We start from the raw sequence: 14,081 nt of genomic DNA, 5'->3' as shown, positions 1-14,081 counted from the left end.
CTATCCAGTGGCTACACGGCGACCAAAGGCCTGCAGGCCTAGCCAGACCCACAGGGCGATAGCGTGGTTCGAACGCCTATTGCGGTGTTGTTGCCATAATTTCGCGACCTCGGCGAGGTCTACGCCGGCGAGTTTCTCCAGTGGAATGCGCTCGGGGATCTCCCGGAGCCAGGCAGCGAGCGGGATACCGAACCCCTTCTTGGGTCGGTATACGATATCCGCCGGCATTCTTCGCGCCAGCACTTTCTTCAACAGGTATTTTCCCACGCCATCACGATACTTGAACTTGGTCGGCAGCCGCGAGCTGAAATCGACGAGATCATTGTCAAGGAAGATCGCGCGGGCTTCCAGCGAGTTCATCATTGCGGCCCGATCGACCTTCGTTAAAATCCCGTCCTGAAGGTAGAATTGGGTATAGAATTCCAGCGTCTTCTCGACAAGACCGTGGCTCGGAGAGGCGTTCCACAGAGCCAGCGCTTCCTCATAGAGTTCCTCGGCGTGGACCCTTTCATCGAACAGTCGCTCGATGTTAGGCGGTGCCAGAGGGCCGAGCCAAGCCGGATTCCACAACTCCGGACCATAGGACAGCCCTGCCAATGTCCGCTTGAGCTTGAACTCCAGGCTCATGTTACGCGTCGACACAGGCAACTTCCCGACCACGTTTCGAATGATGCCATGCAATACGTTAGGTACACCGCTCTTGTAGATCGACGCGGCGCGTAGCGCATGGAAAGGGTCGTAACCGGCAAACAGTTCGTCGGCGCCGTCGCCCGACAATGTTACCGTCACTTTGCGCCGCGCGAACTCGCACAAGAGAAAGGTCGGCAACAACGAGGAATCCCCAAGCGGTTCGCCCACCTTGTCCAGAAGCGACGGGATGAGATCGCGGGCCTGTGCCAAGTCGAGTTTCTGCTCGTTATGAATGGACTGGAAAATTTGCGCCACCCGGCTCGCATGCGCAGACTCGTCGAAGGAACGCTCGTTGAAGCCGATCGTGAACGTCTCGAGGCGTCCTTTACCGACGATGTCGGTTGCGGCGGCCAGCACCGCGCTCGAGTCAACACCGCCGCTCAGGAACACGCCGACGGGCACGTCACTGATCAGTCGGCGGCGCACCGCCTGCGTGACCAGATGATCGAGTTCATCAACGAGATCATCCTCCTTGCGCGAGAACATCGCGTCGTCGGGCGCGAGGGAGAACTGCCAGTATCGATGCAGGGTGATGGCACCCGAGCGAAGATCGAAACGCAGCCAGGAGCCGCCGGGCAACTTAGCTGCATAACGATAGGGCGTCCGTGGCGCGGGGAAAAAGCCGTAGGCGAACAGCTTTTGTAACGAGCGAACATCAAGCGAGGCGTCGAAGTCGCGATGGCTAGCGAGCGAACGCAATTCGCTCGAAAATGCAAAGAAGCCTGCCTCCGTCGAATAGAACAGCGGCTTCTCGCCGAATCGGTCCCGAGCCAAGAAGAGTTGAGCTCTCTCGCTGTCCCACACCGCGAACGCAAACATGCCGTTCAGACGCCGTGGGAGGTCTTCTCCCCATTCCTCGTAGCCGTGCACGAGAACTTCCGTGTCAGAGTGATCAGACGCAAAACGATGACCAAGACGTTCAAGCTCTACACGAAGCTCCACGTGATTGTAGATCTCGCCGTTGAAGACAACCGCGATAGTTGCGGTTTCATTCCACATCGGCTGAGTGCCGCCGCGGATATCCAGGATGGCGAGCCGCCGGTGCCCGAGGAACACGCGATACGCCTCGTCGGCATGATAGCCGAATCCGTCCGGACCACGATGCGCGAGCGCCTCCGTCATCGCACGGATGTCGCCGAAGTCCCCTGCACCACAGAATCCGGCTATACCGCACATCGCGTCAAATATCCCTTTGGACAGCGCTAACCGCGTCGCCCTGGAAATTGATCAGTTCGCGCACGAGATAGGCACGGGCTCCTTGCGATTCGTAATAGGTGCGCACTAGCATCTCCGCAACGAGGCCGAGCAGGATGCTGACCAAGCCCACCAAGAACAACAGGGCGGCAAGCAACGGCAACGGCGTCTGGATCAACGAGATATGGGCAACGAAGCGCAGCAAGATGGAAAGCGCGATCGTCGCGAAGGCGGCGATGATCGAGATCAGCCCGAAGCCACCAAACAGATAGATCGGCTTGGCGAAATAGCGCCGCAGAAACATCACGACGAGAAGATCGAGCACGACCTTGAAGATGCGCTCCATGCCGTAGTTCGAGGCGCCAAACTGCCTCGCATGGTGGGCAACGGGAAGTTCGGTGATGCGTGCACCCTGCCATTCAGCATAGATCGGAATGAAACGATGCATCTCACCGTAGAGACGAACACCGCTCACCACGCTGCGACGATAGACTTTCAGCGTGCAGCCATAATCATGCAGCTTCACGCCCGACACGCGCGAGATGAAGCGGTTAGCGATGCGGCTGACCCAGTTGCGCTTCAGCTCGGAATCCTTGCGCTCCCTGCGCCAGCCGGAGACGACGTCATAGCCTTCATCGAGCTTCGCCAGCAGACGCGGGATGTCGGCAGGATCGTTCTGCAGGTCGGCGTCGATCATCACGACGATATCATTCGTAGCGTAGTCGATACCCGCCATCAATGCAGCGGTCTGGCCGTAATTCCTGCGGAAGTCGACGACCTTGACCTCGCGATTTGCTTGGGACAGCGAACGCAGAAGCGCAAGGGAGCCATCGTTGCTGCCGTCATTGACGAGCACGATCTCGAAGCGGTTCGGTAGCTGACGCAGAACAGCGAACAGCTTATCCACCAAAATGGAAAGCGACTTCTCCTCGTTGTAAACGGGTACAATAACGGAAATTCCCGGGAGAGCTTCATTCATCTCGTATCGCGCTCAACCAGTTCCGCTCGGTCGCGGCAGGACGGCGCGACAGAATAGATGTTTTCATCGGAAATAGTCGTCAAGACCGTTGCCTCCGAGGTAGGCGTGCCTGAGCATCAGGTAGTACCATGGTGTCTCTGTCTTGGAGAAAGAACCCTCGCTCTGCGTATAATGCTGATTATGCACGTTCTCGAAAGTCCGGGCATGGGCGACGATACCAGCGGTCGATGGCCAGGGCCTCTTCCATTCCGTCACGGCAACAATGAGCAATACGCACGAGACTACCGCCAGCGCCCCGCGCGTCGCGGTGCTCCGCTTCATCAGGACCCAGTGCCAAACTGCGTATATTAAGCCGGCGAATACAGGCAGCTGGAATAGTCCGATATAGCGGGGGAAGAGTTCCGACCAGAGATAGATCACCCGGAACACATGATCGTTCCGTGAAACTACGTAGCAGAGAAGTACCAGCGCGACCGATCCGAGCAGAATGACGACGGCATCCGCTACAGGAAGGGGCAAGCGCTCGAAGTAATTCATCCTGAAGCGGTCCACCATCACCCCGAGCGAGATGCTTGCGGATCGCAGCTTCGGCACGGCAAAGACCAGAAGCGCGAGCCCGACCGGCACGACCAAAGCGATGGTTATCTGCACCGCAGAAAGTCCCATGATAGACAACATGCGCTCGCGCAGAACGGTGAGCACGAGCGTGAGCATGATCGGGACTATGCAAGCCGGGCGCAAAAGCTCCTTGGGGCGCGAGACGAGATCGCAGGCAATCATCACGGCTAGAAGGATCGGCGCTTCACTCTGATGCATGAAGCTCACGGCGATAGGTGCCCAATAGGCCAGCCCGCCGCGTCCGGACCAACGCAGCGCGAATGCAGCGAAGGCAATCATGGCACACAAGCACCGGGGAAAAACAGAGAATGGCGAGTATGCTGCCGTCGGATTTATCCAAGCATAGAGACTGAGCCCGAAGGTACGATGCAGGGTGACCAGTGGTGCGGGTGGCGTCGGCGTCAGCTGGTACAGTGACCAAGATAGTTGGGGCGGCGGGATCGTGACATAGAACAGTGCCGCAAGTGCAATGGCGCCAAACAGTGGAAGCACCAACGGACCTCTCGCCGCCCAGAATGCGATGAGCAGGCACAGGGTGCCGACGAACGCACCCGACAGGGCCATGCCCCACCACAACGAAAGGAAGACAAACTGGGGAAAATCCCTCCCGGGATCAGTCATGCCAAGCGACTGCTGCACCTTCCCAGTGAAATACATCGAGAGCGAGGTGTAGGGATAGTTGTTGCAATAGGCCGCCCGCATCTTCGCGCGATAAACGTAGTGATCGCCCGCAGAGACCGCGGTGAGATGCGCGACGAGCTTGTCCTGCTGATCATGCGAGGCCTGTCCGGCCAGCTCGACTCCGCACAAAAACAGGTACAAGAGATCCTTGTCAATGCCGATGTTACTTGCGGACATGCGCGCGTTGATCCCGGACCAGACCACCAGAGACAATAACACCGCGATCAGAGAGGCGAGCGTGAAGCGCCGCGCTTTCACAACATCTGCCGTCATTATCCGCGCGATTCCTCTCGCCCTAGTTGCAAGCCGGACGATATCGGTACTCGCCCGCACATTCAACCACGATCCTTTCACGCACACGACGTCAAGGGCCGAAGCAGAGTCGCGCGTCAGCGCTACGGTTGCGCAACCTACCGGAGTCCCGACCTAGCGTCTAATAAGGATGGAAGCGTTCGCACCTCAATAGCGGCGGTAGTAGTAATTCTCTGGCCGGTTCTGAAACTCGCGCGGAACCATCCCGTTCGGATAGCAGCGGCCATCGCGAATATCGAGATCAGCGCCGTGACCGCAGGGAACCGGTCGTCTGCGCATTCCGTACGACGGGTACGGAGTTTCATCATCGTACTCTGGCCCGTCGTATCGCGGGCGATAGTATCGCTGCCGCGCCTCCTGGTCTTGGGGAGGCAGGTAACCGTTCGGATAACAAAGGCCGTCTCGAGCGCTCAAGTCCCAGCCGTGCCCGCAAGGGGGCGGATGTCTCGGCACGCCATACTGTACCTCGAGGGCGCGGTTGGAGCTTTCGGCCAGCGGTGCTGGGGCTCCATAGAGAGCAAGGATCGTCGCAATCGTGGTCAGCAGCATCTGTTTTCTCCTGCGCACGGCAGCATCGCCGGATGGTGCTGAACGCACCGTGAACGCCGAACAACGGGCAAATTGTCGCGGCTGGTCTGACGACGCTGCTAAACTGGCCGGTCCTGTGTCAGATATCGGAAGAAGTCCGACTGCCGAATTACCGCGATGATCGCGTGCAGCTTACGGTCCTGAACATGGGTTGATGATGTCGCAGCCTCGAGCGCGTCGATGATGATGTCCGCAAGCTCCGCCCTCGCGCTCTCGCTTCGTGGTTCGCGAACGTCCAGGAGAGGTGCGATGTTGTCGACAAGCCAAGCCAAGACATCGGGATCTCTCAGCCCGCCGCCACGCGCGAGCCGGTCCGCTACGGCTTCCGCCTCGTGAACAAGCAGCTGCGCCCGCACCGCTTCAGCCAGTTCGACAGAACCGATACAGCGGGATGCCGCTTGGGGAAACGCCGAAACGTCCGGCCGCAGCCGCACCGTGTCCAGAAAGCCGGCAAGTTCGACAGCCAGCGGGCCGAACTTGCCATTCGATTCAAAGCTTGCCTGCTGAACACCGTCGAGGATGATCAAGCCGGGCTCGGTGGTGAAGTCGAGCTCTGCATAGCCGCCATCGCGAAACTCGAGCCGCATCCACCGACGGCGTTCGGGAGCTCTGCGCCCGAACCGCACGGTTGCGCGAGCGCCTCTCATTGCGACCTCCACTTCGACTGCGCCTCGCCCCAGCGGCTTCACCTTGTCGGCTTGCAGTTTCGCGTAATCATCGACGAGATGCAGCATCGACCACAGATGCGGCATGATCTCGTCGACCTTATGCGTCGTCAGGTTGGCTGATTTGGCGACACCATGCCGGATCTCCTGCTCGGGATCCAACCATTCCAGTTCGACAGCGGCCAAGGGGCGCCCCGTCGACAGAGCAAGGAAGTGATGCAGGAACGGCGCCGTAAGCAGATGCAGCCCGATGAAAAGCGGAACGTCGCGGATGGCTGCCAGTTCTAGCAAACCTCTTGCGGACCCTACGCTTAGCGCGAGCGGCTTCTCGACCAGCGTCGGCACGGCCGCACGAAGCAGGGTGCCGGCGGTCTCCGCGTGATCGCTGGCGCGTGTCGCAACGACCGCGGCGTCAGGGCGCAAAGCCAACGCTGTCTCTAGGCTTTCGACCAGCGTGAATCGGTCGCGTGCTCCCGGCAGGTTGCCGAGAAATGCATCTACGGCCTCCCTCTCATGGCGTGAGACCCACAGCACACGCCCGACGCGGTCGGAGAGCTGTGCAAGGATGGAGCCGTGCGTCCGCCCCCACCTTCCACCCCCGATCAAGGCTACCGTAAGTCCGCTCATGTCAGTCCTCTGGCACCGTCTGGAGCGAGCCGTCCGCCCCCGCGCTCAGACCGCGCGGCAATAATCGCGGATCTGGCCGAGCGTGAATTCGTGCATCGAGGATGCCGGCCGCGCCAAATCCGCCTTGTACCAATCAGCAGTCAGCTTCAGCGCCTCGTCGAATCCGAGCCGAGGTCGCCAGCCGAGAATCGTACGCGCCTTCGATGAATCGAGCTTCAGGAATGTCGCCTCGTGCAATTCGTCGCCGCCCACATGCAACCACCGAGCCCCGTCGCCCCAGATCGCCGCGAGCGTATCCACAAGGTGCACCACGGGCTGCTCGCTTTCCGGTCCGGGGCCAAAGTTCCAGCCCTGCGCAACGGCCGCGCCCTTGTCCGCGAGGGCCTCCGCCAGGAGCAGATAGCCCGAGAGCGGTTCAAGCACGTGCTGCCAAGGACGAATGGCCCGCGGACGGCGCATCTCGAGAGAACGTCCAGCCGCAAAGGCACGAACCGCGTCCGGGACCAGACGGTCCTTTGCCCAATCGCCGCCCCCAATGACGTTGCCGGCGCGGCCCGAGGCTGCGGGTGGCTCGGCGAAGCTGCGATTGTATGAAGTCAGCAGCAGCTCGGCACAACCCTTGCTGGTGCTATAGGGGTCGTGGCCCCCCATCGCCTCGTCTTCGCGATAACCCCATACCCATTCCCGGTTCTCGTAGCACTTGTCGCTGGTGACGACGACGAGCGAACGGACGCCGTCACCCGATCGTTCCGCCTTTGCCTTGAGATTGTGCTGGCGCACCGCCTCCAGCACGTTCAACGTCCCCATTACGTTGGTTGCAACCGTGCCGACCGGATCAACATAGGATTCCCGCAAGACCGATTGTGCCGCCAGGTGAAACACGACGTCGGGCCTGCTCCTTGCGAGCAGATGGGAGAGCGGTTGGATGTCTCTGACATCGCCCCTTGTATCGTCTACGACGGACCCGACCTCGGCCCGCTCGAACAAGGAGGGCGAGGTCGGCGGCGCCAGCGCGAAGCCGAAAACGCGCGCACTCATGGTGGACAGCCACAGGCTTAGCCAGGAGCCCTTGAAACCGGTGTGACCGGTCACGAGGACACGCCGGTCCCGCCAGAAGTCCGGGTTTACGTCCACAGGCGCCACGGCGGATTGTCCCCCTTCCAGAGCCCTTCGAGCAGGTTGCGCTCTCGCAACGTGTCCATGGATTGCCAGAACCCTTCGTGGCGAAATACGCGAAGCTCTCCGCTCGCGGCCAATCGCTCGAGCGGCTGGCGCTCCCAGATCGTGGAATCGCCGGCGATCAGCTCCGCGACTTGCGGGCTGAGCACGAAGAATCCGCCATTGATCCATCCGCCGTCACCGAGCGGCTTCTCGGTAAATCCTCTCACGACGGTGTCCTCCAATTGGAGGCTGCCAAACCTCCCCGGCGGACGAATGCCGGTGACCGTCGCTAGCTTGCCGTGCGAGCGATGAAACGCGACCAATTTTGCGATGTCGATATCGGCGACGCCGTCGCCGTAAGTCAGGCAGAACGCCTCGTCATCGCGGACATAGGGCAGCGCCCGTTTGATACGACCGCCCGTCTCGGTTTCCGCCCCGGTATCGACCAGCGTCACGCGCCATGGCTCCGATCGGCTGGCGTGAAAGTCGATCTGATTGTTCTTGAGATCGATCGTGACGTCCGAGGTGTGCAGCAGATAATGCGAAAAGTACTCCTTGATGAGGTATCCCTTGTATCCAAGGCAGACCACGAAGTCGTTGATGCCGAACGACGAGTAGATCTTCATAATGTGCCATAGAATGGGATGCCCGCCGATCTCCACCATCGGCTTGGGTCGCACGGAGGTCTCCTCGCTGAGGCGACTGCCGAGTCCTCCGGCCAGGATCATCGCTTTCATGACACCATTCCTACCAGGCACAGCGCCGCGCGGACCAGCTTGATCTCCGGCGCACAGCTCAATCCGGGAGTATGCGGACCTCAGGCAACGGCATGACCAATTTCGACTTCAGTCCCCTCGCGCGCAGTTGCTCGGCGATCGGCTGACCGTAGTGCCAGGCCAGCAGCACCACATAGTCCGGCTGCTCCCGGATCAGGCGCTCGTTATCGACGATCGGAATCTGCTTACCGGGCAGGTGCAGTCCGAGTTTGAGCGAGGTGGGCTGCTCGCAGATGTAAGGCATCAGCATGCGATCGATACCGACGTAGTTCAGCAGCGTGCTGCAGCGGCCAGGGCACGAATTGCCAACGAAGCTGAGCCCCTTCTTCTTGCAATCGAGCGCAAGCTCGAGCAGATCGAGCTTGACCTTCTCGGCGCGCGCGCGAAAAGCCTCGTAGCATTCCGGGCGCGAGAGGCCGAAATCGTCCTCGGCCTTCAAAAGCTCGGCAATGGCCGGCTTGACGGGACGACCGCGCCCTTTCGCCACGTAGACGCGGATGTTGCCACCATAGCGACTGACGCGACGGGCATCGACGCAGGTGAAATCGAAAAATTCGAACAGCTTCACGATCGACTTCAGCGAATAAGTGCGCAGATGTTCGTGGTAGATCGTGTCGAACTGGCCGCCTTCGATGACGTCGAGCAGATAGTGGTTTTCAAGAATGAAGACGCCATCGGGCGCAAGCAGCCGTTCCAGGCCGCGAACAAAGCCACCGAGTTGCGCCACATGCGCGAAGACATTGGTCGCAGTCGCCACTTTCGCCTGGCCGTGCGTCTCCACGACCTTGCGCGCGGTTTCCTCGTCGAAGAAGGCCTGCAACGTATCGACGCCTTGCTCCCGCGCGATGCGCGCTATGTTGGTCGGCTCGATGCCGAGAACCCGCATGCCGCGCCGCTTGAAACCGGACAGCAGCGTCCCGTCGTTGGATCCGATGTCAACGACGAGCTGGTCCGGCTTGAGCCCGAGGTCTGCAACCGCATCTTGAACAAACGCATCCTGGTAGACCGCAAGCTCCTTGGTGATGCCGGAGCGATAGGGATACTCGGGGTGAAAGACGACTTGCGGCGGAACGACGTAGTCGATCTGCGACAGCGAGCAATCCCGGCACCAGACTTGGCGCAGCGGATAGCTGGTCTCGGGGCCGTCGAGCTGCGCCTTCGAGGGAAGCGAATCGCACAGAGGCTGATGACCGAGGTCAATCACGAGCTCGAGCCGTTCGGAGCCGCAAACCTGGCAGCGCGTCAGCTTTCCGGTCGGGATGTCATGATGTGAAGCGTTGGGCATTCGGAACCTTAGTCGCGACAACGGATTACTGCAAATTTCTGGTAGACGACACCCGCAAGTGGTGGCGCGACATAGAGCGCGCCGGGCGACCCTTAATGGAACGCCCCCCATTAATCAAGCATATGTCCTTCGCAACATTGCATAATTTGCCGTGGAGAGAACTCGGATGGCTTTGCGCGGTGAGCGGCATCTGGTACTAGCATCTCCGGCTGACATCATCTCTCGGACAAAGCCCTTTCAGACACGAACGGGACAAAGCAAGTAATGCGCAGGACGCCTGTCGAAAGCGACCGCAAGCTCATTTCCATCCTGATTCCCGTCTTCAACGAGGAAGGGAATATCCGCAGGGCCTATGAAGCCGTTCGCGATGTCTTCGAGCAGATGAAGGATCGCTACGCGTTCGAGATCATCTTCACCGACAATCACAGCACCGACGCATCGATCGCGATCATCTCCGAACTGGCCGCAACGGACCCGCGCGTCCGCGCAGTGCGCTTTGCCAGGAACTTCGGATTCCAGAGATCCGTGCTTACCGCCTACCGTCTGGCTTCCGGAGACGCTGCGATTCAGATCGACTGTGATCTCCAGGATCCGCCGTCGGTATTTCCCCAATTCCTCGAGCTGTGGGAGCAGGGTCACGACGTCGTTGTAGGCATCAGGCGCTTTCGGCAAGAGAGCAAGCTGCTGCAATGGGCACGGCGATTCTACTACCGGCTGCTCAAACGATTGTCTGACGACAATCTGATGCTCGACAGCGGCGATTTCAGGCTGATCGACCGCTCCGTTTTGGATCAACTCCATCTGATCAACGACGTCGCGCCCTATACGCGCGGCCTGACCTCGCTGCTCGCCACCAAGCAGGTCGGTGTCGCCTATGACCGGCAAGCCCGGCAAGCGGGCGTCAGCAAGTTCCCGCTGGGCAAGCTTATCGCGCTCGCGGTCGACGGGCTGATCACCCACTCGATCTTCCCGCTTCGTCTTGCAGCCTTCATCGGATTAGGAATTTCGTTGCTGACCTGTCTCGCCAGCTTCTTCTACATCTTCTCGCGGCTGCTCTTCGGCATCAACTGGCCGGCGGGATTTGCCACGACGACCGTGCTGCTGCTGTTCGGCATCAGCCTGAACGCCATCTTTCTCGGCATCATCGGCGAATACGTCGGGCGCATCTACAATCAGGTGCGATCGCGGCCGACGACCGTGATCGAGTACAGCGTCAACGTGCCGGACTTGTCCCGCGGCCGCCTGGTGCAACAAACCAGATCTTCCGCTGACACCAGCGACGCGGATGACATACTTCCTCGCCGGACCGAGACAAGGCAAGCACGATGACAGAGTTCGACCAATATCGCGAGGGCTACAGCCAACAGATCGACAATGCGGTCGCTTTCAGCGGTCAGCCTCAGGATTTCTTCACACGGGCGAAGGCGCGCTACCTGCTGGACGAGTTCGCAACCTTCCGCGCCCAGCGCAGAATGGCTCCATCGCAGCCGCTCGACGTGCTCGACATCGGCTGCGGACAAGGTCTAATCCATCCGCATCTGCGCCCCGCGGAGTCCGGCATCAAACTCACGGGAATCGACGTCGCCGGTAGCGTGATCGAGGAGGCGCGAGCAGCCAACCCGGACGTTCACTACGACGTCTATGAGGGGACGCAGCTTCCCTACCGGGATCGCAGCTACGACGTGGCATACGCCATCGCCGTGATGCATCACGTGCCGCCGGACGACTGGAAAGCGTTTCTTGTGGAGGCGGGCCGTGTCGTTCGACCGGGCGGGCTTGTCATCATCATCGAGCACAATCCGCTCAATCCGCTGACGCAGAAGATCGTCAGGAGTTGTCCGTTCGACCAGAACGCGGTGCTGCTCCGCTCGGGCCGCCTCGCCAAGCTGTGTCGCGCCGCCGGCTTGGTAGAGCCGAAGCGGCAATTCATCATCTTTACCCCATTCGATACCCCCTTGTTCCACAAGCTGGAGGCGAGCCTCGGTTGGCTGCCACTCGGCGCGCAGTACTGCATGGCGGCTCACGTGCCCTCGTGAGGCGCGGCACGACTGGCCGCGATGTCCGCCATCTGCTTGGTGGGATTGATCGTACTGGCCAACCCTATAGCTCTGCGCCGGGAAATACCGGGATGGCACGCATTATCGTGATCGTGCAAAGAGAACGCTAGCCGATATCCCGATCTTCAGCGTTTCGACACGGCGCAGCTCAATCTCCGCCCCTGATCCGGGGTCGCGAGGATCAAGACCTCATTCAGCCCGAAGCCCGACGCCCTTGCGCAAAGCTGATCGTCGCTCGTAACGGCCGAGAACGCATCCTCTCTGTAGAGGCTGGTGGTGTAGTAAAGGTCCCTGGCACACTTGAACTCCGGAGGATTAAGCCCCTTCAACATGGGCACGCCAATGACTGCCGGAACGAAAAGGGGATCGCCTCGACAGTCGACATAATTGGTCCAGAACGGACGATTGTCAGGCGCGACGAACACCGCAACATTGCGCATCTGCCCTGCGCGCAGCGAACGCAGGATCTCGATTGATCGTGCTCCGGGCCCACGACTGACGTCCGCCGCAATCTCCTGTCGAACGTTGCCACCGGGCGCCAGCAGCGCCGCGATGGCAGGCACCACCGGGAGCGGCGAGACCTCGCCCCGGCCGGCGAGCAGATGAGCTCGTGCACGCAGTTCCTGGAACTGGAGCGCCAGCCTGGACGGGCTGTTTCTCTTTTCATCGGTGGCGAGCCCCACGAGGACAAGAAGGGCGAGAACGACACTGGGACGGGATAGCCAGGGCTTCCGCCGTTCAATGATCGGGGCATGGTAGGCGGTCAGGAAAACGATGCAGGCGAAGGTGCCGACATTGGCGAAATAGAACGCCGAGCCTCCTGCAATGTCGAGCAGAAGAGCCGGAACGAGACTCCCCACGGCGACCAGCGCAAGCCACTCAGCCAGCCGCCGTTCGGCAAGCGAGCCGGAAAGCCAAAAGCGTCCGGCGCCGTACAGCAGCACCAAGTTGGCGACGATGTTCGGCAAGGCGCCCTGCGGATATTCGCGCACGAAACTGAGCGGGCGCAGCGTACGAACATAGGTACCGGCATCCGGCGAACTGATCATGCTGGCAAGCCCGACCAGAAGCCCGATCGGCACCGCAAGCATGACGAGGTTGGGAAGGGTCAAGCCCAGTCGTCGCCATAGCAAGAATCCCGTGGCCCCCCAAAAGATAACGCCGACCGAAATCTTGGCGAAGAGAACCAGCGTTCCAGCGATCACCAGCGCAAAGACGGGAAGCCGGAGTGGCGCGGCCTGGTCGGCAATCTCTCCCATCAATGGCATTGCGAACAAGAATAGAACCAGCGAGACAAAATAGCTCTCGGAAACGAGATAGGATGTCCAACCCCAGAGGTCGGCAACCATTAAGAGCAAGAGCGGAACAAGCGTGACGAGAGTGCTATCAGCCAATCCAGGTCCTTGTCGCCGCAGTAACGCCCCTGCCATGATCAAGCTGAACAGCAACAGCGGGATGGCTATGATTTGCGCCACGAGATAGTAGCTATCGAGCGTTGCGACGCCGAGCCATCGCCCCATGCCTCCGATCCAAATGTGGGAAAGGACGTGGTATTTGATCGGCAAGAAACCATCCAAGCCGGTGCTCGGGTGCCCCGACTGCACGAGCATGTTGGCGATGGAGGCATGAAACAGAGTGTCGAGGTGCTGCAGGCCCGTCAGCGTCTGTTCCGCCGTGAGTACGGTGGCATAACCCTTCGCGTTCACAACGAAAAAGTAGCCGATTCCGGCACCGCAGCCACAGATGACAGCCAACATCAACCTGGGCCGCGACATGCTCCGCGCCAGCGCTACTGCACGCAAAGCCCCTGCAGTTATTGCCGCGAGCAAGATCGGGTAGACGAGGATATCGGCAATGGTGCGGTTCACCAACGCCAGGCACGGCAAGAACATCACCGCGATAATCGCGAGAACCATGCTGCCGTGGCTTGCGCGCTGTTGCAGTCCGCTCCTGCGGGCCAACACCACGACGCACGAGACGAGCGATGCCAGCAGCAGGAACGCCTTCACGATCACGAACCAGTGCGGACTCCCCAAGGGACTTCGCACGATCGCGCATAGTGCGCCTGACGTTGCCGACATCGCGCACGCGAAACTCGCAGCGAAGCAAACGGCGTTGGCGTCGGACGAGGCCTGCTCCGCTCCCGGAGATCGACCCAATTCATCCAGGGGGGATTGGAGAGAATGCATGGAGGCAACGTCCTTCTACAACCCGATATCGGAGGATGCCCCAACCATTCGCGGCACGACACGGGACTGTCGCAATAGCCAATTCCGGGCTTTCCGACCAGCGCACAGCCGCTACCGCGGCACGATCGGGTTGCATTTCGACCTTGCGCGCCGGATCGGGCTGTTCCGGGCCAGGAAAGCTCCGATCAGGATGGAGGTCTCTGGACCCGCAGAAGCCTTGCATCATCGCCCCCCCTGCCGTATCAACGGCCTCAACCGC

The 14,081-nt window shown here is 60.5% G+C and carries 11 protein-coding genes; 2 read left to right on the top strand and 9 right to left on the bottom strand.

The window, feature by feature from the left end:
- From asnB to P6U31_RS12680, 8 genes are all read right to left on the bottom strand, one after another.
- A complete protein-coding gene (gene asnB / locus P6U31_RS12715; protein ID WP_407188745.1) occupies nucleotides 1–1,812 on the bottom strand; it encodes an asparagine synthase (glutamine-hydrolyzing) in 1,812 nt (603 codons plus the stop codon).
- Nucleotides 1,813–1,870: 58 nt separating this feature from the next.
- On the bottom strand, nucleotides 1,871–2,863 hold the full coding sequence (locus P6U31_RS12710) for a glycosyltransferase family 2 protein (protein ID WP_407188743.1): 993 nt from the start codon (nucleotides 2,861–2,863) through the stop codon (nucleotides 1,871–1,873).
- A 63-nt stretch (nucleotides 2,864–2,926) separates the two neighbouring features.
- A complete protein-coding gene (locus P6U31_RS12705; RefSeq protein ID WP_407188742.1) occupies nucleotides 2,927–4,435 on the bottom strand; it encodes a hypothetical protein in 1,509 nt (502 codons plus the stop codon).
- A 186-nt stretch (nucleotides 4,436–4,621) separates the two neighbouring features.
- Nucleotides 4,622–5,023, bottom strand: a complete 402-nt coding sequence (locus P6U31_RS12700) for a hypothetical protein (protein ID WP_407188741.1) — start codon at nucleotides 5,021–5,023, stop codon at nucleotides 4,622–4,624.
- A gap of 98 nt (nucleotides 5,024–5,121) precedes the next feature.
- The gene (locus P6U31_RS12695) at nucleotides 5,122–6,354 is read right to left on the bottom strand and encodes a Gfo/Idh/MocA family oxidoreductase (RefSeq protein ID WP_407188739.1); all 1,233 of its coding nucleotides are present in this window, start codon (nucleotides 6,352–6,354) and stop codon (nucleotides 5,122–5,124) included.
- A 45-nt stretch (nucleotides 6,355–6,399) separates the two neighbouring features.
- Entirely contained in the window at nucleotides 6,400–7,497 is a 1,098-nt protein-coding gene (gene rfbG, locus P6U31_RS12690; RefSeq protein ID WP_407188738.1) for a CDP-glucose 4,6-dehydratase, read from the bottom strand.
- Nucleotides 7,479–8,252 (bottom strand): glucose-1-phosphate cytidylyltransferase, encoded by a 774-nt coding sequence (gene rfbF / locus P6U31_RS12685; RefSeq protein WP_407188736.1) that lies wholly within the window; start codon nucleotides 8,250–8,252, stop codon nucleotides 7,479–7,481. The genes rfbG and rfbF overlap by 19 nt, the downstream gene beginning before the upstream one ends.
- 58 nt (nucleotides 8,253–8,310) lie before the next feature.
- Nucleotides 8,311–9,576 carry a methyltransferase domain-containing protein gene (locus P6U31_RS12680; RefSeq protein WP_407188735.1) on the bottom strand — a complete coding sequence of 422 codons (1,266 nt, stop codon included), beginning with the start codon at nucleotides 9,574–9,576 and terminating at the stop codon, nucleotides 8,311–8,313.
- A gap of 264 nt (nucleotides 9,577–9,840) precedes the next feature.
- Here P6U31_RS12680 and P6U31_RS12675 point away from each other — a divergent pair, with 264 nt between their 5' ends.
- Nucleotides 9,841–10,905, top strand: a complete 1,065-nt coding sequence (locus tag P6U31_RS12675; RefSeq protein WP_407188734.1) for a glycosyltransferase family 2 protein — start codon at nucleotides 9,841–9,843, stop codon at nucleotides 10,903–10,905.
- Complete coding sequence (locus P6U31_RS12670) at nucleotides 10,902–11,612, top strand: class I SAM-dependent methyltransferase (RefSeq protein WP_407188732.1); 711 nt, start codon at nucleotides 10,902–10,904, stop codon at nucleotides 11,610–11,612. Before P6U31_RS12675 ends, P6U31_RS12670 begins: the two co-directional genes overlap by 4 nt.
- A 146-nt stretch (nucleotides 11,613–11,758) precedes the next feature.
- Here the strand turns inward: P6U31_RS12670 and P6U31_RS12665 are convergent, their stop codons facing one another.
- Complete coding sequence (locus P6U31_RS12665) at nucleotides 11,759–13,648, bottom strand: hypothetical protein (protein ID WP_407188731.1); 1,890 nt, start codon at nucleotides 13,646–13,648, stop codon at nucleotides 11,759–11,761.
- Nucleotides 13,649–14,081: the final 433 nt, after the last annotated feature.

The organism is Bradyrhizobium centrosematis, from assembly GCF_045571495.1.
Lineage (GTDB): Bacteria > Pseudomonadota > Alphaproteobacteria > Rhizobiales > Xanthobacteraceae > Bradyrhizobium > Bradyrhizobium centrosematis.
This window is presented reverse-complemented; position numbering and strand designations above follow the sequence as displayed.